Annotated in this window: 17 protein-coding genes; 8 read left to right on the top strand and 9 right to left on the bottom strand. The window is 68.0% G+C overall.

What is annotated here, in order from left to right; genetic code table 11:
* Position 1 precedes the first annotated feature (1 nt).
* The 3 genes from AWC14_RS04355 to AWC14_RS04345 all read right to left on the bottom strand — a co-directional run bounded on the left by AWC14_RS04355 (position 2) and on the right by AWC14_RS04345 (position 2,741).
* Positions 2–1,309, bottom strand: a complete 1,308-nt coding sequence (locus AWC14_RS04355) for a beta-ketoacyl [acyl carrier protein] synthase domain-containing protein (protein ID WP_085240998.1) — start codon at positions 1,307–1,309, stop codon at positions 2–4.
* Positions 1,306–2,064 (bottom strand): thioesterase II family protein, encoded by a 759-nt coding sequence (locus tag AWC14_RS04350; RefSeq protein ID WP_057003382.1) that lies wholly within the window; start codon positions 2,062–2,064, stop codon positions 1,306–1,308. The genes AWC14_RS04355 and AWC14_RS04350 overlap by 4 nt, the downstream gene beginning before the upstream one ends.
* Before the next feature lie 71 nt (positions 2,065–2,135).
* Positions 2,136–2,741, bottom strand: a complete 606-nt coding sequence (locus AWC14_RS04345) for a GNAT family N-acetyltransferase (protein WP_235215908.1) — start codon at positions 2,739–2,741, stop codon at positions 2,136–2,138.
* A gap of 101 nt (positions 2,742–2,842) precedes the next feature.
* On the opposite strand from AWC14_RS04345, the gene AWC14_RS04340 reads away from it, so the two are divergent.
* From AWC14_RS04340 to AWC14_RS04330, 3 genes are read left to right on the top strand one after another with little or no spacing between them, the layout of a single operon-like run.
* The gene (locus AWC14_RS04340) at positions 2,843–7,834 is read left to right on the top strand and encodes a non-ribosomal peptide synthetase (protein ID WP_045379107.1); all 4,992 of its coding nucleotides are present in this window, start codon (positions 2,843–2,845) and stop codon (positions 7,832–7,834) included.
* Positions 7,816–12,342, top strand: a complete 4,527-nt coding sequence (locus AWC14_RS04335; protein WP_057003383.1) for a non-ribosomal peptide synthetase — start codon at positions 7,816–7,818, stop codon at positions 12,340–12,342. The genes AWC14_RS04340 and AWC14_RS04335 overlap by 19 nt, the downstream gene beginning before the upstream one ends.
* Entirely contained in the window at positions 12,339–15,785 is a 3,447-nt protein-coding gene (locus AWC14_RS04330) for a non-ribosomal peptide synthetase (RefSeq protein ID WP_057003384.1), read from the top strand. The genes AWC14_RS04335 and AWC14_RS04330 overlap by 4 nt, the downstream gene beginning before the upstream one ends.
* On the opposite strand, the gene AWC14_RS04325 is transcribed toward AWC14_RS04330, so the two are convergent.
* On the bottom strand, positions 15,786–17,147 hold the full coding sequence (locus AWC14_RS04325; RefSeq protein ID WP_045379104.1) for a SagB family peptide dehydrogenase: 1,362 nt from the start codon (positions 17,145–17,147) through the stop codon (positions 15,786–15,788).
* Positions 17,148–17,294: 147 nt separating this feature from the next.
* Between AWC14_RS04325 and AWC14_RS04320 the strand changes: the two genes are divergently transcribed.
* Both AWC14_RS04320 and AWC14_RS04315 read left to right on the top strand, forming a co-directional pair.
* Complete coding sequence (locus tag AWC14_RS04320; RefSeq protein WP_045379101.1) at positions 17,295–17,792, top strand: MTB12 family secreted protein; 498 nt, start codon at positions 17,295–17,297, stop codon at positions 17,790–17,792.
* Between the two features lie 37 nt (positions 17,793–17,829).
* Positions 17,830–18,339 (top strand): MTB12 family secreted protein, encoded by a 510-nt coding sequence (locus AWC14_RS04315; RefSeq protein WP_045379098.1) that lies wholly within the window; start codon positions 17,830–17,832, stop codon positions 18,337–18,339.
* Here the strand turns inward: AWC14_RS04315 and AWC14_RS04310 are convergent.
* The 3 genes from AWC14_RS04310 to AWC14_RS04300 all read right to left on the bottom strand — a co-directional run bounded on the left by AWC14_RS04310 (position 18,336) and on the right by AWC14_RS04300 (position 20,219).
* Positions 18,336–19,205: a sigma-70 family RNA polymerase sigma factor gene (locus tag AWC14_RS04310; protein WP_045379095.1), complete on the bottom strand. Its 870-nt coding sequence runs from the start codon at positions 19,203–19,205 to the stop codon at positions 18,336–18,338. The two genes, AWC14_RS04315 and AWC14_RS04310, sit on opposite strands and share 4 nt — an antisense overlap.
* Positions 19,202–19,798, bottom strand: a complete 597-nt coding sequence (locus AWC14_RS04305; protein ID WP_045379092.1) for a carboxymuconolactone decarboxylase family protein — start codon at positions 19,796–19,798, stop codon at positions 19,202–19,204. The genes AWC14_RS04310 and AWC14_RS04305 overlap by 4 nt, the downstream gene beginning before the upstream one ends.
* 115 nt (positions 19,799–19,913) lie before the next feature.
* Complete coding sequence (locus tag AWC14_RS04300) at positions 19,914–20,219, bottom strand: type II toxin-antitoxin system VapB family antitoxin (RefSeq protein WP_045379089.1); 306 nt, start codon at positions 20,217–20,219, stop codon at positions 19,914–19,916.
* Positions 20,220–20,345: 126 nt separating this feature from the next.
* Here AWC14_RS04300 and hrcA point away from each other — a divergent pair, with 126 nt between their 5' ends.
* The 3 genes from hrcA to AWC14_RS04285 are packed head-to-tail and all read left to right on the top strand — an operon-like array spanning position 20,346 to position 23,305.
* Positions 20,346–21,389 carry a heat-inducible transcriptional repressor HrcA gene (gene hrcA, locus AWC14_RS04295; protein WP_045379086.1) on the top strand — a complete coding sequence of 348 codons (1,044 nt, stop codon included), beginning with the start codon at positions 20,346–20,348 and terminating at the stop codon, positions 21,387–21,389.
* 38 nt (positions 21,390–21,427) lie between these two features.
* Positions 21,428–22,564: a molecular chaperone DnaJ gene (gene dnaJ, locus AWC14_RS04290; RefSeq protein ID WP_045379083.1), complete on the top strand. Its 1,137-nt coding sequence runs from the start codon at positions 21,428–21,430 to the stop codon at positions 22,562–22,564.
* 3 nt (positions 22,565–22,567) lie between these two features.
* Positions 22,568–23,305 carry a 16S rRNA (uracil(1498)-N(3))-methyltransferase gene (locus AWC14_RS04285; protein ID WP_045379080.1) on the top strand — a complete coding sequence of 246 codons (738 nt, stop codon included), beginning with the start codon at positions 22,568–22,570 and terminating at the stop codon, positions 23,303–23,305.
* A 4-nt stretch (positions 23,306–23,309) separates the two neighbouring features.
* Here the strand turns inward: AWC14_RS04285 and AWC14_RS04280 are convergent, their stop codons facing one another.
* Entirely contained in the window at positions 23,310–23,690 is a 381-nt protein-coding gene (locus tag AWC14_RS04280; protein WP_045379077.1) for a type II toxin-antitoxin system death-on-curing family toxin, read from the bottom strand.
* Positions 23,687–23,884 carry a hypothetical protein gene (locus AWC14_RS04275; RefSeq protein ID WP_045379075.1) on the bottom strand — a complete coding sequence of 66 codons (198 nt, stop codon included), beginning with the start codon at positions 23,882–23,884 and terminating at the stop codon, positions 23,687–23,689. Before AWC14_RS04275 ends, AWC14_RS04280 begins: the two co-directional genes overlap by 4 nt.
* Between the last annotated feature and the right edge of the window lie 12 nt (positions 23,885–23,896).

Genomic DNA, 23,896 nt, shown 5'->3' with positions numbered 1-23,896 from the left:
GCTACGAGTCGTCACTGGTCTCACTTACGGGCATGGCGATGATGGCGTGCGCGTTGGCACCTCCGGCGCCGAACGACGACGCGGCACCGTACCGGACGCCGTTTTTGGGGTCCCAGCGGTGCAGCTTGGTAGCCAATCGCATACCGACGAGATCCCAGTCCAGCTTGGTGGTCGGGTTGTCCGAGAACAAGGTTGGCGGAATGAGGCCGTGCTGCCCCGCGAGCAGTAGTTTGATCAGTCCGAGGATGCCGGATGCCGCTTGCGCGTGTCCGGCATTCGACTTGATCGAGCCCAGCAGCGCGGTGGAGCCCGCTGCGCCGTAAGTCTTGAAAAGGGCGAGCAGTTCGACCGGGTCGCCCGCAAGGGTTGCGGTGCCATGGCCTTCGACCATGCCCACATCGGCCGGGTCGATCCCCGCCGCGTCGAGCGTCTTGCGGATGAGCTGTTCTTGGGCGCGCACCCGCGGAACCAGGATCGGCTTGCCCTTCCCGTTGTGGTTGGTGCGGATGGCCAGAATGCGCCCGTAGACGGGATGTCCGAGTTGCCGTGCCCGCGACTCCCGTTCGACAAGAACCACGCCTGCGCCTTCGCCCCAAACGGTGCCGCTGGCGTCGTCGGCGTACGCCCGGCAATGACCGTCCTCGGACAGCGCATTGAGCCGTGCGAACTCGAAAAACGCACCGGGAGAACCCATTACGCACACCCCGCCGGCGAGTGCCCAGTCGCATTCGCCGGTTTGCACCGCGGTGGCGGCCAGGTGCAGCGCGCTCAGTGACGATGCGCACGCCGAATCGACACACATCGACGGGCCGGTCAGGCCGAGGCTGTGCGAGATGCGCCCTGCCGCGCCCAGTTGTCCCAGGCTGGCGATCCGGTGGCCGCTGTAGGCGTCGGCGGTCGCTGCCCGCGGGCCGTACTCCATCGGCGACATTCCGATGAAACAGCCACCCTCTTCGCCGTCGAGTGTGGCCGGGTTGATCCCGGAATTCTCCAGCGCCTTCCACGCCACCCGCATCGCGACCCGCTGCTGCGGGTGCATCACCAGGGCTTCGCGGTAGGTGGTGCCGAACAGCGCCGGGTCGAACATCGCTGCGCCGTCGAGGAATCCACCGGCGTCGCACACCCGGCCCCAGCCGTCGAGCCGCGACACCGACAGCAGCTGCTCGAGCGGCCAGCCGCGATCGCGCGGGAACGGGGTGATCAGCTCTCTGGATTCGGCCAGCGCCGACCACAACGCGGCGGGAGTGTCGATTCCGCCGGGCGCCTCGACGGCCATCCCGGAAATGACGATCGGGTCGTCGGCGCTCACGCAGTCTGCTCGCACTGGGCGGATGCCGTCAACAACGTCGCCACCGCGTCGATGTGATCCGTGAGGTAGAAGTGCCCGCCGTCGAACACCGTGACGGTCGCGGTGTCGGTGTGCTTGCCCCACCCGTAGAGGTCGCCCAGCGTGACGTAAGGATCCTGGTCGCCCCCCATCGCCTGAATCGGCGCCGCCACCTTGACGTCTGGCGCGCAGTCGTAGGCATCGAAGGCTTGGTAGTCGGCCTTGATGACCGGCAGCGCCAGCCTCATCAGCTCGCGGTTGGCGAACACGTCCGTCTCGGTGCCCTCGAGCGTCGCGAGGTGGTTGAGGATGGCCTCGTCGTCGGTGGGATGCGGTGGCTTGGCGGCGACGTGGCTGGGCGCCACCGCGGCAGAGACGTTGAGTTGGCGCACGTCGATCCCGCTCGACTCGGCGATCCGCACGAACTCGAACGCGACCAATGCGCCCATGCTGTGACCGAAGGTGACAATCGGGACGTCGCGGTTGTGCTCCGAGCGGGAGAACTCCTCGAACGCGGCGGCCGCCATCGCCGGCAGGGACAGCAGCGGCGCTTCACCGGCCCGGTCCTGGCGCCCCGGGTATTGAAAGACCAGCACGGAGAACGTGCTACTGAGGACTTTGGAGAAGTCGCGGTAGGCCGACGCGCCGGAGCCGGCATGCGGAAAGACCAGCAGGACGGGCCGCTCAGGCGAATCGGGTTTGTGGAACTGCCTGATCCAACCCAACGTGCGCGGCATGGGCCCCACCTCTCGATCGCCAGACTCCGCGGCCCCAAAACTTAGCGAAGGCTAACATAAGCTGCCGGCCGTCAGGGCTGCTCCCGATCGCGGACCATCAGGGCCGCCCGCTTGTCCGGCAGGTCGACGAGCGCGAGGCGGTAAAACCCCGCCCGCACGAGCATCCGGACCACTCGCTCGTTGGTGACGTCAGGCTCGGTGACCACCCGGGTGGCGCTGGGATCGGCGTCGAGCAGCCAGGTAGAGATCGCATCCATCAGCCTTGCGGCCAGCCCCCGGCCGCGGTACCGGGCCGGACCCAGCAGCATGTGAAAGCCGACGTCATGCGCGCGGGCCGGGTAGTACCGCGCCAGCGGATCAAGGTCGGCGCGATAGAGCTCCCAGTAGCTGATCGGCACCCCGTCGAGTTCACCCAGGACGGGAACGGAGTGCGTGCTGCGGTCCTGTTCGCGCAGATACGAGCCGATTCGATCGCGAGGCCAGGGTTTCCGCCAGAACCGGGCCACCTCCGGATCGTTCATCCAGGCATGCATCAGATCGAGGTCGCCGTCCGGGTCCAGGCGACGCAGCGAAAACTCCCCGGACAACGCGCCGTGGTCCACGGACAGCCGGCGGTGCTGCAGGTCCAGCGAGGCCAGCCCCGCGCTCTGTGCGCCGGATCGGTCGACGTAGGTCACTAGCTCTCCTCGCGCTTCGGCGTGGTTAGCATAGCCTATGCTAAGGCGATGCTTTGGTGGCTGACGCGACTCGTGCGAACCGGACTAAGTGAGACCAGCCAATGACGGACAACTCCCAGACCGTGCAGGACCGCCGCAGGGAACTGCTCCGCAAGCGCATCGCCCAAAGCGGCGCGACGGCAGGCCACCGGGGCGAGTCGGCGGTGATCCGCCCCGGCGAGCGCTACCAGCTGTCCGCCGGCCAGCGCCGGATGTGGTTTCTGCAGACCATGGATCCCTCGGACTCCACGCTGAACATCTGCGTCGCCTACCGGTTGACCGGTCCGCTGGACGAGGGCCGCCTTCGCGCCGCGGTGAGTGAAGTCGTTGCGCGCCATGCCCTTTTGCGCACCACCTACCGCGTCGACGGCGAGGGCGAGCCGTATCAGGAATTCCACGACGATATCCAGATCCCATGGCGCACACACGATCTCACCGCTCTGCCCGACGTCGATCGGCAACTCGAGGCTCTGGCGTCCGGCGAGTTCGGCAGGCCGTTCGACCTCGCCAACGAGCTGCCGCTGCGGGTGAGCGTGGTCCGCACCGGCGCCGACGAATCCGTGCTGCTCCTCGTCGTGCACCACATCTGCTGGGACGACGACTGCTGGGACCTGTTCTTCGGCGAACTGAGCGCCGCGTACAACGGGCAGCCGCCGGCCGGCCAAGCGCCCCAGTATGTCGCTGTCGAGGTGCTGGCGCCCTCGGCCGAACCCACCGAGGCCGACGTCGCATACTGGCGAAACTCCTTGCAGCCGTTGCCCGAACCGGTGGAGCTGCCCGGCCCGGCGGCGGCAAATCCGTCGCGGCGGGCCGAACGCCGGACCCGCGCAGTGCCAGCCGACCTGTTCGGCCGCGTCGAAGCCTTTGCCCGCGAGCACGCCACGTCGCCGTTCACGGTGTTGCTGGCGGCGTTCGGGGTGCTGATCCGTCGCTACACGGGCGCCGCGGACTTTGTGGTGGCCGTCCCGGTCACCGACCGCCGCGCCGCCGCGCAGAACGCCATCGGCTATTTCGGCAACACGCTGTTGCTGCGGCTCGCGGCGGGACCGCACGACTCGTTCGCGTCGTTCGTCGACACGGTGCGCGAAACCTGTCTGGGCGGCTTCGCCCACCAGTGCGTCGGCATCGACCGGGTGGTGAACGAGGCGCATCCGGAGCGGACGCCGGGGCGCGACGGTATGGAGCAGCTGGTCCGCCTGGGCTTCAGCATGCGCAAGAGCGTCCGCGGATTCTCGTTGGACGGCATCGTCATTCGGCAACTCGAGCTCGGTGCGGTCAGTGCGCCGGTTCCTGTCGCGATGGCGATCGTGCTCGAGCGCGAGGACGTGCTGGCGGAGATCGAGTACCAGGTCGACCTGCTGCGCGGGGAACTCGTCGACCAGATGCTGACCCACTACCTGCAGCTACTGGACAACGCGCTGAGTGAGCCGGGCCACCGGGTCACCGGCCTGGACATGCTCGGCCCCGGCGAGCGAGCCGCCGTTGCGGCGCAGTCCCACGGCGAACTCGTCGCCACGCCTCCCAGCACGCTGGTCGCCATGCTCGAGTCGGTTGCGGCCGCCACCCCGGATGCGGTCGCGCTGGTTTCCGACGACGCGGAGTTGACCTATGCCGAACTGCATCGCCGCGCGAATCGCTTGGCGCGCTGGCTGATCGGCAAGGGGATCGGCACCGAAGACGTCATCGGCCTGCGGCTGGCCACCTCGATCGAGTTCATCGTCGCCGTGCTTGGCGTCCACAAGGCCGGTGCGGCCTACCTGCCCATCGACCCGTCTTACCCGCAAGACCGCATCGACTACCTGATCACGGACACCCGTCCGCGCATGGTCATCGGGCGACAGCAGCTCGACGCCGCCGAAACCGTCGCAGCGCACTTGCCGGACGCCACAGTCACCGACGCCGAGCGTGTCCGACCGCTACACCCGGACAACCTGGCCTACGTCATCTACACGTCCGGCTCGACCGGGCGGCCCAAAGGGGTGGCCGTCTCCCATCGTGCGATCGCCGAACACGTGGACGGATTCATCGCCGAGTGGAGCATGACGGCCGACGACCGGATGCTGCAGTCGTCGTCGGTGAGCTTCGACGCGTCGCTGCCCGACATCTTCATGACATTGTCGATCGGCGCCCGGCTGGTCGTTCCCAAACCCGAGGCGTTCGGCGACATCGACTACATCGCCGATCTCATTGACCGCCATGGCATCACGGTGGTGCACATGGTGCCCTCGCTGCTCGGTACGCTGCTGGCGCTGCCGGAGGTCAAGCAGTGGCGGGCGCTGCGGCACGTGCCGGTGGGGGGAGAAGCGCTGCCGGGGCAGGTCGCGGACAAGTTCGCCACCTACTTCGACGCCGAGTTGCGCAACCACTACGGGCCGACCGAGGCAGTGGTCTGCTCGACGCACAAGCTGGTGGAGCGGTCGTACGGGACCGGCGTGGTGCCGATCGGCGTGCCGAACCGCAACGTGTACACCTACGTGCTCGACCAGGAGTTGCAGCCGGTGCCCGCGGAAGTGGTCGGCGAACTCTACCTGGGCGGTGCGCAATTGGCGCGCGGGTACCTCGGGCGTCCGGGCCTGACCGCCGAGCGGTTCGTCGCCGACCCCTTCAACCCCGGGATGCGGCTGTATCGCACCGGCGATCTGGTCCGCCGGAACATGGCGGGGGAGTTGGAGTTTGTCGGCCGGGCCGATGAACAGGTCAAGGTTCGTGGCTTTCGCATCGAGCCGGGCGAGGTCGAGTCCGCGATCACGTCGCATCCAGCGGTGCAACAGTGCCTGGTCCTCGCCACCGACACCGAGGCGGGGCCGATGCTGGCCGCCTACGTAGTGCCCCGGGCCCAGCTGAACCTCGACGAGTTACGCGATCATGCCGCCACGCTGCTGCCGGATTACATGCTGCCCAACGCGTTTGCGCTGATCCCTGAGATCCCGCTGACCGTTAGCGGAAAGCTGGACAAGCGCGCGCTGCCGGCGCCGACACCGATCGCGGCACGCGCCTACCGTGAGCCGGCGACGACGACCGAGCGACGAATCTGCTCGATCTTCGCCCGGCTGTTCGGTTGTGAGCGCGTCGGTGCCGATGACTCGTTTTTCGAACTGGGCGGTCACTCACTGCTCGCTGCACGACTGGTCGCGCAAGTGCGGGCCGAATTCGGCGTGGAACTCGCGGTTCGTGCCGTGTTCGACACCCCGACGCCGGCCGGGTTGGCGACCCGCCTGGTCGACCAGTTCCGCGCGGAATTCGACATCGACCTCGACGACCTGGACGTCGGTGAGACATTCGGCGACGCCGAGGGAACGACCCGCCCCGAACTCGTCGCGGCCGCGCGCCCCGAGCGGATCCCGCTGTCCTACTCGCAGCTCGCCGCCTGGTTCCAGTACCGGATGGACGGCGCCCGCGATGCGTTCAACCTGCCGCTGGCGCTTCGGTTCAGCGGTCCGCTGGACACCACCGCGCTGGCGGAGGCGCTGAACGACGTCGTGGCCCGCCACGAGGCGCTACGTACCAATTTCGGTGAGCACGAAGGGATTCCCTACCAGTTCGTGCAGCCCCGACTGGGGCTGGAGCTGCCCGTCCGCCAGGTTGGTGCGGCTCAGGTCGACGAGACGATCGCCTCGTCGCGTCGTGACGTCTTGACACCCGAGGCCGGGCCGCTGATCCGGGCGACCCTGCTGGCGGTCGACCCGGATACCCATGTGCTGCTGGTGATCGTCCATCACATCGTCGGCGACCACGCGTCGCTGGAAATCATCTACGACGACCTCGTCGCGGCCTACCGGGCACGGCTGGCGGGGCAGCCGCCACAGTGGAGCACACTGCCGATCCAATTCGTGGACTATGCGCTGTGGCAGCGCAACGCCTTCGACGAGCCCAGCGCGTGGGGCGGGTCAGAGGTCGACTATTGGCGCGAGGCACTGGCCGGCCTGCCCGACGAGACGTCGATAGTGCCCGACCACGAACGCCAACCGGTGCTCGGGAAACGCGGAGAAGTGGTGACGTTCACGATCTCCGCGGCCCAGCGGGCGGCCCTGGCACGCCTTGCCGAGCAAAACGGGGCCACCGAGTTCATGGTGTACCAGGCCGCCGTTGCGGTCTTGGTGCACAAGCTCGGTGGCGGCACCGACATCGCGCTGGGCAGCCCGGTCGCGTCCCGTGTGGAGCCGGCCACCACCAACCTGGTCGGTCTGTTTGCCAACATCGTGGTGCTGCGCAACGACCTGTCCGGCAACCCGAGTCTGCGGGCCATCGTGGGCCGCAGCCGCGACATGGTCCTCGACGCATTCGCGCACCAGGAAGTCCCCGTCGAACGCTTGGTCGAAGCCGTCAAACCGGCGCGCTCACGTTTCCGTAACCCCTTGTACCAGACCACGATCCATTTCCGTGGCAAGGACTGGGTGGCGACGCAACGGGATCTGACCGCAACGGGGCAAACCACCGTGGTGGCGCTTCCGATGGATTTTGACGTCTCGCTGCTGGACCTGGACGTGAGCATGCACGTCACGTCGCACGGAGAACTCGACGTGCGAGTCGTCGCCAACGCCGATCTCTACGAACCGCAGACTGTTCGGCTCATCGCCGATGCCCTGAAAGCCGCCCTCGACGCGTTCGCGACGACCCCGGATTGTCCGGTGTCGACCGTGGAGTTGCTGGCACCGGCGGACTTGGCGAAAGTGCTTGCGCCGCCGACTCCGGCGACCGCCGGCCAGTCGCAGGCGGGCGGCCGCGGCTCGGCGGAAACGGAGCGGCAGTTGATCGCCATGCTGGAGGAGTTGCTCGACATCACCGGGGTTGATCGCGACGACAACTTCTTCGCGCTCGGCGGTGACAGCATCATTTCCATCAAATGGTCGGCGCAAGCGGGCGCACAGGGTCTGGCGCTGACACCGGCAATGGTGTTCGAGCACATGACGATCGGTGAGCTGGCCGCCGCGGTCGACGCGGCCGCGCCTCAAGGTAATTCGACGTCCGGCCAGCAGTACACGCCGATGAGCGCATCCGGGCTGAGCGCCGATGCGTTGGCCGAGCTCACCGCGGCATGGCAAGAACAGTCGTGAGCGCCCCGCCCCAGATCGAGGACGTGCTGGCCCTCACACCCCTACAAGAAGGGTTGTTTGCGCTCCACCGGCTGGCCGAGGACAGCGTCGACCTCTACAGCATGCAGTTCGTGGTGGACATCGACGGGCCGGTCGACGTGGAACTGCTGCGCCGCAGCGCCCAGGCCATGCTGGACCGGCATCCCAACCTGCGTGCCGCCTTCTGGGATCGTGGGGTGGAAAAACCGGTTCAGATCGTGCCCGCCGAAGCAAGGCTGCCGTGGTCCGAACGTATCGCCGCGCCAACGGAATTCGAGTCCATTGCGCGGTCAGAGCGGCGCCGCCGGTTTGATCTGAGCCGGGGCCCGGCATTGCGCGTCCTGCTGCTCAGCGTGTCGGGCGAGACCAGGCGGCGGATGATCTTCACCGCGCACCACATCGTGGTGGACGGCTGGGCGCTGGCGGTGTTCTTCACCGAAATGCTCGCCGTGTACCGGGCCGGCGGATCGCTGGAGGCGCTGCCACCGGCGCGTCCCTACCGGGACTACATTGTCTGGCTCGCCGCGCAGGACAAGGCGGCGGCGCTCGACAAGTGGCGCGCTTATCTGCAGGGTGTGTCCGGACCGCTGATGGTGGCCGACGCCGGCGTCGTTGCGGGACAGCGTGTCCCGGAGAAGGCATCACTGCTGCTGCCCGCCGCCGACACGACGCGGCTGCGGCACTGGGCAAGCAGTTCGGGGATCACGCTGGGCACCGCGGTCCTTTTCGCGTGGGCCGTCGTGCTCGGCAGGATCACCGACCGCCGCGACGTCGTGTTCGGCACCGTCGTGTCCGGCCGCCCGGAGAACTTGACCGGTGTGGAAAGCATGGTCGGGTTGTTCATCAATGCCGTGCCGGTCGTGCATCGCCTCCGCGGCACGGAATCAGTGGTCGAGCAATGCTTGCGATTGCAGCGCGAGTTGTCGGCGATGCGCGACATCGGCTATTTCAGCCTCTCGGAACTGCAGCGCGCGCACGGCCAGGGAGCCCTGTTCGACAGCATGTTCGTGTTCGAGAACGCCCCCATCGAAGACGCCATCAAAACGGTGACCGAACCCGATGGCGCCCGGTTCACTCCGGTGGAGATGGAAAGCCTGACGCACTACCCGCTGACCATCGTCTCGCACCTGAGCGGCGACGCGCTGGCAGTGGTCGTCGAGGCGATTTCCGAAGCGCTGCCGCATCTTCCGGCCGACCAGCTCGGCGAACGGCTGCTTGGCGTGCTGCGGCAACTGCCGGATGTCGGCGACGGCACTCCCGACGCGCTCGATATTCTCAGCGAGGCTGAGCGTGACATCGCGGCGCGGCCGGCGCCGGCGGTGGAGCACACCACGGTCTGGGAGATCTTCGAACGACAGGCACGCGCCACCCCGGAGGCCGAGGCGCTGGCCGCCGGCAACGGTGAGCGGTATACGTATTCCGAGTTGCACGCCGAAGCGTGCCGGCTGGCACAGGAGCTGGCCCGCTACGGCGTCGGACCCGAAGCGGTAGTGGCATTGGCGCTGCCGCGCTCGCCGCGCTATATCGTCGCCATCCTGGCTGTCCTCGCCGCCGGCGGCGGCTACCTGCCGGTCGACATCACCCTTCCCGCGGCGCGAATCGAATCCATTGCGCGCCAGGCCAATCCGGTGCTCGCCGTCTCCGAAGCCGGCTACCGAAAACTGCTTCCCGCCGGGTTGCCGACCCTACTCCTCGACGACCCTGCCGTCGCCGAACGCATTTCGCAACGTTCGGACACGCCACCCGCCGTTCGTCGCCAACCCGACCACAGCGCATACGTCATCTTCACCTCCGGTTCCACCGGTGAACCCAAAGGCGTAGTCGGCACCAACGCTGCGCTACTGGGCTATTTCGCCGATCACCGCGAGCGCGTCTACGGGCCCGCCCGGTCGCGGCTCGGCCGCCCGCTGCGGATCGCGCACGCCTGGTCGTTCAGCTTCGACGCCTCCTGGCAGCCCATGGTCGGCCTGCTCGACGGCCATGCCCTGCACCTGTTCGACGCCGACGAAATGCGCGACGCCGACCGACTGGTGCGCGGAATGGGCGCACACCGCATCGACATGATCGACACCACGCCGTCGATGTTCGTTCAACTGCATGCCGCCGGACTATCGGAGTCGCCACCCTCGGTGCTTGCCCTCGGAGGCGAAGCGATCGACACCGCGCTGTGGGAGCATCTGCGCGCGCTTTCGCCGACCGCGGTCTACAACTGCTACGGGCCCACCGAGACGACGGTCGAGGCGGTGGTGGCGCCGGTGCAGGATTACCCCGCGCCGACGATCGGCATCCCAAACGCCGGAACCGTTGGCTACGTGTTGGATTCGGCGTTGCGGATGGTGCCGACCGGTGTGGTCGGCGAGCTGTATTTGTCGGGCGCGCAGCTGGCCCGGGGCTATGTCGGCCGGCCGGGGTTGACCGCGGCCCGCTTCGTGGCGGATCCCCTGCGCCCGGGACACCGCATGTATCGCACCGGAGACCTGGTCCGCCGGCTCCCGCACGGCGGCTACGCCTACATCGGCCGCAGCGACACCCAGGTCAAGATCCGTGGCTACCGCGTCGAAGTCGGCGAGATCGAGGCCGCGCTGCGCAGCCGGCCCGAGGTGCACGACGCGGCGGTTTCGGTGCTGCGCCGTGGCGGGGGCGCCCAATTGGTGGGCTTTGTGGTGTGGCGGGACAATACCGCGGGCGATCCGGTTCTGTTGCGCGCCAGGCTCACCGAACGGTTGCCGTCCTACATGGTTCCGGCGCGCATCGTCGAACTGCCTGCGCTGCCGGTGAACACCAACGGCAAGCTGGACGGCCACGCGCTGGAACGGCTGGCCGAGCAAGTGCTCGCGGGCGCCGGAGACGGCGCGGGGTCGGCGAGCACCTCGACGGAACGATTGCTGTGCGAAGTCTTCGCAGAACAGTTGGGCGGCACCGCACCGCACATCGACGACGACTTCTTCTCACTCGGGCTGGACAGCATCGTGGCTATCTCGGTGGTGCACAAGGTTGCGCGGCGCGGCCTCGCCGTCAGTCCACGGATGGTGTTCGCTTTCCCTTCGATTCGCCAACTCGCGGCTGCCATCGACAATGGCACCGCCTGCGGTGCCGCCGCCGAAAGAGCTGAATACGGCGAAGTGCTGCCGCTGCCGATGGTGTCCTGGCTCCACGAGTACGGCAACTACCGTCGCTTCACCCATACCGTCTTGCTGAGGCTGCCCGCCGACATCGAGGAATCGTCGATCCGGTCGATGCTGCAATTGCTGCTCGACGGACACGACACGTTGCGCTCGATCCTGCACGACACTCCAGAGGGACCGCGGCTGGTCACCCGTGCACCCGGGGTGGTCAGTGCCGCCGACATGCTGACCCGCATCGACCTGCCGGCAGATGCCGAATTCAGCTCCGCCATCACACGTTACGCACGCCAGGCCAACGACCAGATCGACCCCCGTCGCGGCGCGATGCTGCGCGCGGTGTGGCTTTGCGGCGCCGATCACCCACCGGTCCTGCTGATCAGCGCCCACCACCTGGTGGTCGACGTGGTCTCATGGCACATCATGCTGGGCAACCTCGCCGAAGCGTGGCGCGCCCTGCAAGCCGGTGCGACACCGAAAACGCTGCCGGAGTTCACCTCCTACCGCCGGTGGTCGGAACTGATGTGGCGGCGGGCCGCGACGCCGGAGGTGGCGGCGCAACGCGACTACTGGGCCGCACAGGTCCGCGACCCCGACCCGGCGCTGGGCAGGCGGCATCCGGATCCCAACCGCGACACCTGGTCCACCCTGCGCGTGACCCCCGTGATCACACCGGCCCACACCACCGAACGTGCGTTGACCCGCGCGGAGCCCGTGCGCGAATTCCTGCCCACCGTCACGGCAATGGCGGTTGCGAGTTGGCGCCGCGTTCGGGGACAGGACCCGGCATCGGGCACGCTTCTCGCCCTGGAAGGCCACGGGCGGGCCGACGCCGTCCTGGACACCGACACCACCAACACCGTCGGCTGGTTCACCACGGCATTTCCCGTGCGCCTCGGATCGGGTGCGGCCGCGGTCGACGTCGAGCAAGCCGAACGCGATCCGGGCGCCGCACGCGCGCTCTTCGAGTCGGTGGCCGCACAATTGAGCACGATCCCGCACGACGGCTTGGATTACGGGCTACTTCGGTACGTCGAGCGGGTCCCGGAGTTACAGGAGGCCGCCGAACCTCAGATCCAGTTCGGGTATCTGGGTCGGTTGGACCTCAGCGGTGTCAGCGACCAGCCGTGGTCGTTGCTCACCGAGCCCTACATCGGTGCGCTGCCGATCGACCCCGAGCCTGACCTGCCGCTGCGTTTCGCGCTGAACATCAGCACGTTGGTGGGCGCTACGGAGCAGGGTTCGCAACTGATCACCAGCCTGCGCTGGAGCACTGCCCTTTTCGACGCCGCCGACATCGACCTGCTGGCGGATTTCTGGCGACGCGGCATCGAAGCGCTGGTAGCCGGCCTGGAGTACACGTCATGACCGAGCGCATCAGCAGGGAGGAGATCCGGGCCACGGTTGCAGCCCAACTCGACTGCGCCGCAGAAGATGTCGCCGACCACGACGATCTCATTCAACTGGGGCTCAACTCGATCCGGATGATGGCACTCGCGGGAGGGTGGCGCAAACAAGGGGCCGACATCACGTTCGCCCAGCTCGCGGCCAACCCCACCGTCGAGTCGTGGCACGACCTGCTAGTGGAGGGAATGGCCGGCGTGGCAGAGCCGGTTCCCGACCAGCCCGTCGCCGCAGAGGACGCGCCCTTCCCATTGGCGACCATGCAGCACGCGTATTGGATCGGGCGCTCCGACGAGCAACAACTCGGCGGCGTCGCCGCCCACCTCTACGTCGAATTCGACGGCGGCGCAACCGATCCCGCGCAACTGGAAAGAGCGGTGACCGACCTCGTCGCCACCCACCCGATGCTTCGGACCCGGTTCCTGCCCGACGGGACGCAGCAGACCATGCCCGGGCCGGGCCGGCCGGTGTTCGGCGTGGTCGACCTGCGCGGGCAGAGCCCCGAGGTGGTCAACGCCAGGCTCGCACAATTGCGCGACCGGAAAACCCACCAGCGCTTGGCCATTGCGGACGGTCAGGTTATCGACGTCACGCTGACCGTGTGCGACGACGACCGCACGCGGCTGCATCTGGACATCGACATGCTGGCCGGCGACGCGATGAGCTACCGAGTGCTGGTTTCCGACCTGGCCGAGCTATACCGGGGCGCTGCCGTGCCGGCGCCCGGCTATACCTACCGGCGCTACCGCGCCGAGCGCACCGTTGACAGCGCCGCACGTGAGCGCGATCGGCAGTGGTGGCAGCAGCGGATAGCCCGGCTGCCCGGTGCGCCCGAACTTCCCACCGTCGCCACGGCATCGCATCGCACCGTCCGTTACGCACACTGGCTCGGGCCCGACGCCAAGCAACGGCTGCTGGCCGGCGCACATCGCCGCGGCGTCACACCCGCGATGGCCGTCGCGGGGTTGTTCGCCGACACCATCGGCGGCTGGTCCGCGCAGAGCAGGTTCCTGCTGAACGTGCCGTTGTTCCACCGCGACTCGATACACCCCGACATCGATCGGGTGGTGGGGGACTTCACCTCCTCGATCATGCTGGAGGTCGACGTGACCGAGAACGCCTCGGTCACCGAGCGCGCCCGCGACATCCAGCGCCGAATGTACGAAAGCGCGGCCCATGCCACGTATTCCGGACTTGACGTGCTGCGTGATCTCGGCAGACACCGCGGCGAACCGGTGCTGGCGCCCGTCGTGTTCACCAGCGCGCTCGACCTCGGGGAGTTGTTCGCCGACAGGGTGATCGACACGTTCGGCGAACCGGTGTGGATAGTCTCGCAGGGTCCCCAGGTGTTGCTCGACGCCCAAATCACCGAGTTGCGAGGCGGATTGCTGCTCAACTGGGACGTGCGTGAGTTGGCCTTCCCGCCCGGGCTGATCGACGCCATGTTCGCCAGGTTCACCGACGCCGTCGAACGCCTTGCAGACGGCGACGCGGGGTGGGACGCCGAGGCGGCGGTGCGGTTGCCGAGCGACCAGGCGAAGGTGCGGGCGGCGGTCAACGCGACCGACGGACCGGTCAGCGGCCGGTGCCTGCACCAAGGCTTCTTCGAGCATGCCGCCGCCAACCCCGAGGCGCAGGCCGTGGTGTGGGGACTCGGCGACGATGCGGGCGCATGGAGTTACGCCGACCTCGCCGAACGCTCGCTGAGGGTCGCGGGCGCATTGCATGCGCTAGGTGTGGGTCGCGGTGACGCGGTCGCCGTCCAGCTCCCCAAGGGACGCGACCAAGTACTGGCCGTGCTCGGGGTACTCGCGGCCGGCGCAACATATGTGCCGATCGGATTCGATCAGCCGATTGCGCGGCGCGCCAAGATCCTTCAGACGGCCGACGTCGTGGCGGCGATCACCGCCGAGACCGGCCAGATGGACTCGGTTCCGTGCCTGTCCATCGACGCCGCGGTCAACCAGCCCGCACCGCTGCCGGCGCCCGTCTTCACCGATCCCGACGAAATCGCCTACGTGATCTTCACCTCCGGCTCGACCGGGCTGCCCAAGGGAGTCGACGTGCGCCACAGCGGCGCGATGAACACCATCGACGCCGTCAACGAATGGTTCGGCGTCGGCAGCGCCGACCGGGTGCTCGCGCTGTCCGCCCTCGAATTCGACGCATCCGTCTACGACGTCTTCGGCATGTTCTCGGTGGGCGGCTCGCTGGTAGCGGTCGACTCCGAACAGCGCGCCGCAGCCACCACATGGGTGGAATTGCTTCGCCAGCATCGCGTTTCGATCCTCAACTGCGTGCCGAGCATGCTCGACATGATCTTGGAACTCGGCGGCGACCGGCTCGGCGACTCGTTGCGAGCCGTCACCCTCGGTGGTGACTGGGTCGGCGCCGACCTTGCGCGCAGACTCGCCAGGCAAGTGCCGGGATGCCGGTTCGCCGGTTTGGGTGGTGCGACCGAGACGTCGATCCACCACACCATCTGCGAGGTCGTCGGCGAACCACCAGCGCAGTGGGCGACGGTGCCGTTCGGCATCCCGCTGCGCAATGTGCGGTGCCGGGTCGTCGCGCCGTCGGGCCGCGACTGCCCCGATTGGGTGGCCGGCGAACTGTGGGTCGGCGGAGCGAATGTCGCAGCGGGATACCGCAACGACCCGCAGCGAACCGCAGAGCGCTTCGTCGAGCGCGAGGGTGTTCGCTGGTACAAAACCGGTGACATGGCCAGGTACTGGCCGGACGGCACCATCGAGTTCCTGGGCCGAGCCGACAACCAGGTCCAGATTCGCGGCTACCGCGTCGAACTCGGCGAAGTGGAGAGCGCGCTGCGCACCGTGCCCGGAGTGCGTCACGCCGTCGCTGCGGTGGTCGGCGACGCGGCGCCGACGCTGGTCGCCGCGATTTCAGGCGAGGTGGACTCCGTCGACGACGTTGCCGCGGCGGTGGCGGACCTGTTGCCGGGCTACATGGTTCCCAAGCGCATCGTGTCGGTCGACCGAATTCCATTGACGTCCAACGGAAAACTGGACCGCAAAGCGGTGATCCGACAGCTCGAACCGGACACCACCGCAACCGAAGACGGTGCGCCACGTAATGACGTCGAGGCCGCACTCGCCGCGGTTGTGGCCGAGGTGCTGGGCGTGGATTCGGTTGGGGTGCACCACGACTTCTTCGCCATGGGCGGCGATTCGGTGCTGGCGACCACCGTGATCGCCCGGCTGCGCGACTGGCTGGAGATCGATCATGCGGTGGTCGCCGACCTGTTCGCCGCCCGAACCGTCGCAGCGTTGGCCGATCGCCTGGGTGAGCGGGAGACCCAGCGCGGTACGCCGGATCGCCTGGCCGTGATCGCGCGTGCCTACCTCGAGGTTGCGGCGCTGACCGACGAAGAGGTTCTCGCCCAGGACTAGTCAGCCAACGGAGCCGACGATGATGCTGCCGACGTTGCACTCTTGGCGTTCGTCGACTCCGGTGGCCGCGACAAACGCGGCGGTGTCGCCGAATCCCTGGGCGCACGCGCCGAGGCCCATTGCGGTTGCCGCCAAATAGATCGTCTGCATCAGGACGCCGACATCTTTCAAAATGGCGGCGTAGCCGATCTGCTCGTAGGTCCACATGATGCGACCGCTTCGTGCGGCCATCGCAATGAGTACCTGCGGCTCGGCACCACCGGTCAACGTCGCCGAGGCGGGTTTGACAAGTCGGGACACCGCTTTTGACTCTGCGCCGGCCACCGGCCGCAGCACGTGGTCGAACGAGTCGTAGTGGTACATGCCCGGCTCCAGTCCGGCGACGTTGCGCACCACCGGGTACAGCTCGAGTTCGTAGAGCCCGCCACCCGACGGGTAAGGCCGCGACAGCAGTTCCTCACCCGGGCCGACCGGCTGAGTCTTGCGCGTGCGCGCTGTGCGGTACAACAACTCGCCGAGTTGCTCGACGGTGATCGGGCGGGCGTCGTCGAAAGTTCTTGTCGAAACACGGTCTTCGAGAACGGCTGTCAGCGTCGGGTCTTCGGTTCGTTTGGCCGTGAGGTCGGGGACGAACAGCGCGACCGGCTGGCCGGGATAATTCGGTCGGCGCGCCGGGGGCTGCGGGAACCGGTCCTTGGCCCACTTGGTCGGCCCGAAATGCTCCCAGGTGACAGTGCGTTCACCGAGCGTGCTGCGGCGGTGAAACCACAGGTCCGGCGGGCTCCAGGCCAGCGAATCGAAGCTGCGGTCTTCCTCGCCCGCCGGCCGCCGGAAGCCCCCCCAGTGCAGGTCGTCGACGAATTGGGCGGCCACCACGGCCGGCACGGGCGGCTCGGCCGGTAGGGGCCCGTCCAGCAGCGGGAGCAGAGCCGGCTCATGGATCCGCAGATCACACCACCCCAGCGGATGCTCGAGCACGAAGCCCTGTGAATCCCGGTGCAGCACAGCGAATTTCGATAATGTGGTGGTGTCCGGCGACGGTGATTCGGGGCGTGCTGTGGGCTGGCCGAACGGCAGTAGGGAGTACAGCTCGCGTGCGCCGTCGCGCACGGTAACGGTCAGCCAGCCACCGGCGGTGAGCTGGTCGATGAGTGCGCCGACGTCGCCGCCCGCCGATAGTTCCGCGATTGTCGCCGGCCCGGCGTTGAGGGTCTTCAGCGCGTGCAGCTGCCCGGGGGTCAACCGCGTCAGCTTCTCGCTGCGGGGAGGATTCAGCAGCACCGCTCCCGCGGGTGTGGTCAGGCAGGTGACGCCGGACCGAAACGCGTAGCTGGTCTGATCGGGGTAGCTGACGGCGGACAATCCGCGACCTCTTTCGCTGCTTTCACGGGATTCACCGTGCCAAGCCCATGAGCGTAGGCCAGCGGTGAGCGGGTGTAACACGACGGGCCGACGAAACGACACACCAGTATCAGCGTCACCACCAACACCAGCTTCGAAGGGACACTCATGACCGTGAAAGCGCTCGCCACCGGTGTGGCAGCCGTCGCCGCAATCGGGGCCGCGGCCGCCGGCCTGACTTCCAGTTTCAGCGGCCCGGCCGCATCCCCGGTGCGCCCCGTCGTCTTCAGCGCGCCGTTGCCACTGGATCAGACCACGACTTTGCCGACGGCCGGGCAGCTTTCCACCGTGCTGACCAGCCTCGCGGACCCCAATGTCCCATTCGCCAACAAGTCCGGGCTCGTCGAGGGCGGTGTCAGCCCGTCCGAGGCTGCGCTGGCCGACCACGCGCTGCAAAAGGCGGCCAAGAAGGGCCAGTTGCCGTTGACGTTCGGCATCTCGAATATCCAGGCCGCTGCACCGGGTAGCGCCACGGCCGACGTCGCGGTCTCGGGTCCCAAACTGGCCGCGCCTGTCACACAGAACGTCACGTTCGTCAACCAGGGCAGCTGGATGTTGTCACGCGACTCGGCCATGACGCTGCTCCACGCGGCCTCTGGGCACTAACCTTTTCCACACCGACCTCCTAATCGAAGGGACATCCATGACTGTCAAAGCTCTCGCTACCGGTGCGGCGGCCGTCGCCGCGATCGGTGCCGCAGCAGCCGGATTCGCGCCTGCCAGCTCGGCGCCAGCCGACGTGCAGCCCGTGGTCTTCAGCGTCCCGCTGGACCCGCCGCCCCCGCCGCCGGGGCAGGAGCAGCTGCCCAGCGCTGACCAGTTGGCAGACCTGTGCAACCAAGTCACAGACCCTGGCGTGAGGTACACCGAAAAGAACAATTTGGTCCAGGGCGGCATCGCTCAGAATGAGGGCATGGTGGCCGACCACGACCTGAGGAAGGCCTACCGCAACGGGAACTTCCCGGAGCAGTTCAACGTGACGAACATCGCGCCGGCCGGCCCGAATGCGGCCAGCGCCGACGTGGCCATCTCGGGTCCCAAGTTCGCCGGGCCGGTCACCAAGCAACTCGCGTTCGTCAACGAGGGCGGCAACTGGATGCTTCAGCATGACGCCGCGATCGCGCTGATCCAGGCGGCCACCGCCACCAATTAGCCGGACAGCGCGCTCAGGTCGATCCGCCCGACGCGTGCCGGGTCGGCCAGCACGTCGATCGCGGCGATGCGTTCGCCGCGCACGACGAAGCCCATGATCGCGGCCGGATGGCCGGCGACGAAGATCACCGCCCCGGCGGCGCCGTTGATGGTGGCCGGACGCGCTTCCCGCTCCGGGGCAGCGTAGGTGCGTGCCAGGCCGGCCACCGCCGACGCGCCGCGCACCCAGCGGGTCTGGTCGGGGCCGAAGTCGCCGCGCAGCACCACATCCGGATCCAGTACCGCGACCAAACCGTCGAGGTCACCCGCCCGCCCGGCCGCGAAGAAGGCGTCGACGACCGCGTGTTGGGCGCTCAGGTCGGCGTCCGGGTCCGGCGCCGCATCCTGGATGCGCCGCCGGGCGCGGCTGGCCAGTTTGCGGGCCGCCTCCGGCGACCGCTCCACAATTCCGGCGATCTGATCGAACGGCACCGCGAAGACGTCGTGCAAGACGAACGCCAGCCGCTCAGCCGACGGCAAGGTGTCCAGCACGACGAACAGGGCGAGCCCGACCGCGTCGGCCAGCAGCGCCTGGTGTTCGGGATCGAATTCCCCGACGGCGTCGACCACCGGGTCCGGAACGTGCGCGACGAGCTCCTCGGCGCGTCGGGCGCGGCGGCTGCGCAGCGTGTTCAGGCAGATCCGCGCCACCACGGTGGTAAGCCACGCGTCCAGGTTCTGGATGTCGCCGGCCTGGTCTCGGCTCAGCCGCAGCCACGCCTCCTGCACCGCGTCCTCGGCGTCGTCGACCGAGCCCAGCATGCGGTAGGCGAGTGCGCCCAGCTGCGGACGAGCCGCCTCGAATCGTGCCGCCAGCGAGGTTGTCACCGGTTGGCCGCATCCGGCAGCGCACACACTCTGCCCTCGGAAAAGCCGGAAGACCCGATCCCAAGCGCCAGGTTGAACCGCGCCCGAAAGTTGCCCAGGTTGATGACGTGGGTGAGCGCGACGAGTTGGGGGGTATCGAAGTGTCCGCGCAGCGCGTCGAAAAGCTCGTCGGTCACCTCGACCGGCGTGCGGCTCATCGCCGTGGCGTAATCGAGGATCAACTTCTCGACGTCGGAGAAGCACGAGGCCCTCTTGTAGTCGGACAGCGCGAGCAATTCCTCGTCGGTGATGCCCCACTCGCGCGCGATCTGCGAACCCAAGTCGATGCAGTACTCACAGCGCACCGTGGTCGCCGCCTTGAGCTCGGCAAGCGCGCGGTAGCGGGCACTGAGCATGTCCAGTTTGGACTCCGCCAGTTCCAGCCGGCCGATGGCGCTGAGCAGCTTCGGGATGTGGGCATACATCCGAAGCGGTTCAAGCATCGTCGCGGTTTGCAGTCCGGTCATCTGCGCCATGCGGCGCTTGGTGAAGAAGAAGGCGATCCGGGCGCCCAGCCCTGCGTCGCGGTCGGAGACTCCGGTAAGTCGTGCCATGGTGTCCTCCTAGCAAGTGGTCTCACCTAGCTCGACACCCGGCGCCGCCGAAAGGTGACGACGTAAGCCTGCGGCGACCCACTGCGCCCGGCTTCGCCGCGCTTGCGATCGCCGCCTAAGCCTGCGCACCGTCCATGTCCAGCAGCCGCGCGTGCAGCACCGTGCGATTCCGCAACGCCGCGCGCACCGCCCGGTGCAGGCCGTCCTCGAGGTAGAGGATGCCCCGCCACTTCACCGCGTGCGGGAACAGGTCACCGTAGAAGGTGGAGTCCTCGGAGAGCAGCCGGTCCAGGGCGAGCACCGTGGTGGTGGTGACCAACTCGTCCAGCCGGATCTGGCGCGGCGGTATCTGCGACCACTCCCGATACGACAGGCCATGGTCGGGGTACGGCTTGCCTTCCCGCACACCTTTGAAGATCATTCGCCGACCGTTTCTGGTGTCCGGTCCGACGTGAGCATGGTTGATAAGGCTAGCCCGCTATTGCCGGTGACCGTAACCCGCTGCTGATCACCGTAAAATGGACGCGGTCAAGGAGGTGGACTCGGAATGGGGAGTGCCGACGAGCGTCGCTTCGAAGTGCTGCACGCCATCGTCGCCGACTTCGTCGCCACCAAGGAACCCATTGGCTCGAAGTCGTTGGTGGAGCGCCACAACCTCGGTGTTTCGTCCGCCACCGTGCGCAACGACATGGCGGTACTGGAGGCCGAGGGCTACATCACGCAGCCGCATACCAGCTCGGGACGAGTGCCTACCGAGAAGGGCTACCGCGAGTTCGTCGACCGGTTACACGACGTCAAACCGTTGTCGTCGGCCGAGCGGCGGGCCATCCAGAGTTTCCTCGAATCCGGCGTAGACCTCGACGACGTGCTCCGCCGCGCGGTGCGGCTGCTGGCCCAGCTGACTCGCCAGGTGGCCATCGTGCAGTACCCGACGCTGTCGACGTCGACCGTGCGGCACCTGGAAGTGATCGCGCTGACACCCGCGAGGCTGCTGATGGTGGTCATCACCGACACCGGCCGGGTCGACCAGCGCATCGTCGAACTCGGCGACGTCATCGACGACCATCAGCTTTCTCAGCTGCGCGAGATGCTGGGCCAGGCGCTCGAGGGCAAGAAGCTCTCGGCCGCCTCGGCGGCGGTGGCCGACCTGGCGGGGCAGCTCAATGGGCACGGCGGGCAATCCAACAGCCTGTCCGACGCCGTCGGTCGTTCGGCGACCGTGCTGCTGGAGTCGCTGGTCGAGCACACCGAGGAACGGCTGCTGTTGGGCGGCACCGCCAACCTGACCCGCAACACCGCCGACTTCGGTGGCTCCCTGCGGTCGATCCTTGAAGCCCTCGAGGAGCAGGTCGTCGTGCTGCGCCTGCTGGCCGCCCAGCAGGAAGCGGGCAAGGTCACCGTGCGGATCGGCCACGAAACCGAAGCCGAGCAGATGGTGGGTGCGTCGGTGGTGTCAACTGCGTACGGCACGTCCGACACCGTCTACGGTGGCATGGGCGTGCTGGGGCCCACCCGGATGGACTATCCCGGAACTATCGCTAGTGTCGCTGCGGTTGCTATGTACATCGGCGAAGTGCTGGGTGCTCGATGACCGCGCACTCGTCTAGCGCTGCGTAAGAAAGGTCAGGCGTGGCACGCGATTACTACGGCCTGCTCGGCGTCAGCCCGAACGCCAGCGATACCGAGATCAAACGCGCCTATCGCAAGCTGGCGCGCGAACTGCACCCGGACATCAATCCCGACGAGGCGGCCCAGGCGAAGTTCAAGGAGATCAGCGTCGCCTACGAGGTGCTGTCCGACCCGGAGAAACGGCGCATCGTCGACATGGGCGGCGACCCGCTGGAAAACGCCGCGACGGCCAACGGCTTCCCGGGCTTCGGCGGCCTCGGCGACGTGTTCGAGGCCTTCTTCGGTGGCGGTTCGACCTCCCGCGGTCCCGTCGGCCGGGTCCGGCCCGGCTCGGATTCGCTGCTGCGGATGCGGCTGGATCTCACCGAGTGCGCGACCGGGGTGACCAAGCAGGTCACCGTCGACACCGCGGTGCTGTGCGACCGCTGCCAGGGGCGGGGCACCAACGGCAATTCCGGCCCGGTGAGATGCGACACCTGCGGCGGCCGCGGTGAAGTGCAAACCGTGCAGCGCTCGCTGCTCGGGCAGGTGATGACGTCGCGGCCGTGTCCGACCTGCCGCGGGGTCGGTGAGGTCATCCTCGACCCGTGCAACCAGTGCGGCGGCGACGGCCGGGTACGCGCCCGCCGGGAGATCAGCGTCAAGATTCCCGCCGGCGTCGGCGACGGCATGCGGGTGCGGCTGGCGGCCCAGGGCGAGGTCGGACCCGGCGGGGGACCGGCCGGTGACCTCTATGTCGAGGTGCATGAGCAGCCGCACGACATCTTCATGCGCGACGGCGACGACCTGCACTGCACGATCTCGGTGCCGATGGTCGACGCCGCGCTGGGCACTACGGTGAGCCTCGACGCGATCCTCGACGGGCTCACCGAAATCACTGTGCCGCCGGGCACCCAGCCCGGCGCGGTGGTGACCCTGCGCGGTCGTGGGATGCCGCACCTGCGCTCCGGAGTGCGGGGAGATCTGCACGTGCACGTCGAGGTGGTGGTGCCCGAGCGGCTCGACCACCGCGACGCGGAACTGTTGCGCGAGTTCAAGAACCGCCGCAGCCGTGACGTCGCCGAAGTCCGCTCGACGCACGCCGGCGCCACCAGCGGATTGTTCAGCAGGCTGCGCGAAACCTTCACCGGTCGCTGACGTCTGGTGCCGGGCCTGTTTTACGTCGACGCACTGCCCGAAACCGGTGGACTGGCCGTCGTCGGCGGCGACGAAGGCTTCCACGCCGCGACCGTGCGGCGCATCCGTCCCGGCGAACAGCTGATGCTCGGCGACGGCGCCGGCGGCCTGGCCAGCTGCCTGGTGGAACAGGCCGGCCGCGACGGGCTCACCGCCCGGGTGGTCGACCGCTGGATCGTGGCGCCCCCGAAGCCGCCAGTGACCGTCGTCCAAGCACTACCGAAGGCCGATCGCTCCGAGTTGGCGATCGAGCTGGCCACCGAGGCGGGCGCCGATGCGTTCGTGGCCTGGCAGGCCGCCCGCTGCGTGGCCCGCTGGGACGGGCCGCGCCTCGACAAGGGTCTGCGACGCTGGCGGGCCGTGGTCCGATCCGCGGCCCGACAATCCCGCCGGGCGCACATCCCGCCAGTCGACGGCGTGTTGTCGACCGCCGAGCTTGTCGAGCGTGTGCGCAACGAGGGCACCGTGGTCCTGGCGCTGCACGAGTCGGCGACCGACCGGCTGGCGGACATCGATGTGGCACAAGCGAATTCGCTGACCCTTGTGGTCGGTCCCGAAGGCGGCATCGCACCCGACGAGATCGATGCGCTCACCGATGCGGGCGCCGTCGCCGTCCGGCTGGGGCCCACCGTGCTGCGCACGTCGTCGGCAGCCGCGGTGGCATTGGGCGCGCTCGGGGTGCTGACGCCGCGGTGGGCTTAGCTGGTTAGGCAGCGAACGACGCCATGGTGCCGGCGATCTCGTCGATTGTCAGCTCACCGCGTTGCGCGAGGTCGTTCATGAAGGTCTCGGCGGCGTCGACGTCGAACCCCGCTGCGAGCTCAACCCCGTTGATGTGCAGGAAGGTCCAGGCCGCGGCCCAGGCGGTCCGCTTGTTGCTGTCGGTCACCGCATGATTCCGGGCCAGCAACTGCAGCAGCGCCGCGGCTTTGGAGTACAGGTCAGGGTAGGCGTCTACGCCGTAGACGGTGGTCTGGGGCCGTGCCGCCGCGGCGTCGAGCAGCCCAAAGTCCCGGATTTCGAGCGCATGACCAACGGCTACCGCGCCAGCGGTCAAGATGTCGTCGCGATCGAGGAATTCGGTCAAGCCAGACGGCGATTCAGCTCAGCGGAACGCTGAGCGATGAGAGCCGCGGCCTCGCTTACCCGGCGTTTATGCTCGCTGGCCGCGGACAGAACTGCACGGTGCGCGAATGCGCGGAGCGACAGGTTCTCACCACCGGCTGCGGCGCGCACAGCAGCCAGCTCCTCTTCGGTGAAGGTGATGTTCAGTGACGGCACGACTCGACGGTA

This window comes from Mycobacterium kyorinense, assembly GCF_002101735.1.
Classification (GTDB): Bacteria; Actinomycetota; Actinomycetes; order Mycobacteriales; family Mycobacteriaceae; genus Mycobacterium; species Mycobacterium kyorinense.
Note: the sequence above shows the minus strand (reverse complement) of the source record. Positions and strands in the feature narration are given on the sequence as shown.

Coding starts and splice junctions, on each gene's coding strand:
- AWC14_RS04350 (WP_057003382.1), bottom strand. CDS start 2,064: ATGCCGCGCACGTTGGGTTGGATCAGGCAGTTCCACAAACCCGATTCG.
- AWC14_RS04340 (WP_045379107.1), top strand. CDS start 2,843: ATGACGGACAACTCCCAGACCGTGCAGGACCGCCGCAGGGAACTGCTC.
- AWC14_RS04335 (WP_057003383.1), top strand. CDS start 7,816: ATGGCAAGAACAGTCGTGAGCGCCCCGCCCCAGATCGAGGACGTGCTG.
- AWC14_RS04330 (WP_057003384.1), top strand. CDS start 12,339: ATGACCGAGCGCATCAGCAGGGAGGAGATCCGGGCCACGGTTGCAGCC.
- AWC14_RS04320 (WP_045379101.1), top strand. CDS start 17,295: ATGACCGTGAAAGCGCTCGCCACCGGTGTGGCAGCCGTCGCCGCAATC.
- AWC14_RS04315 (WP_045379098.1), top strand. CDS start 17,830: ATGACTGTCAAAGCTCTCGCTACCGGTGCGGCGGCCGTCGCCGCGATC.
- AWC14_RS04305 (WP_045379092.1), bottom strand. CDS start 19,798: ATGGCACGACTTACCGGAGTCTCCGACCGCGACGCAGGGCTGGGCGCC.
- AWC14_RS04300 (WP_045379089.1), bottom strand. CDS start 20,219: ATGATCTTCAAAGGTGTGCGGGAAGGCAAGCCGTACCCCGACCATGGC.
- hrcA (WP_045379086.1), top strand. CDS start 20,346: ATGGGGAGTGCCGACGAGCGTCGCTTCGAAGTGCTGCACGCCATCGTC.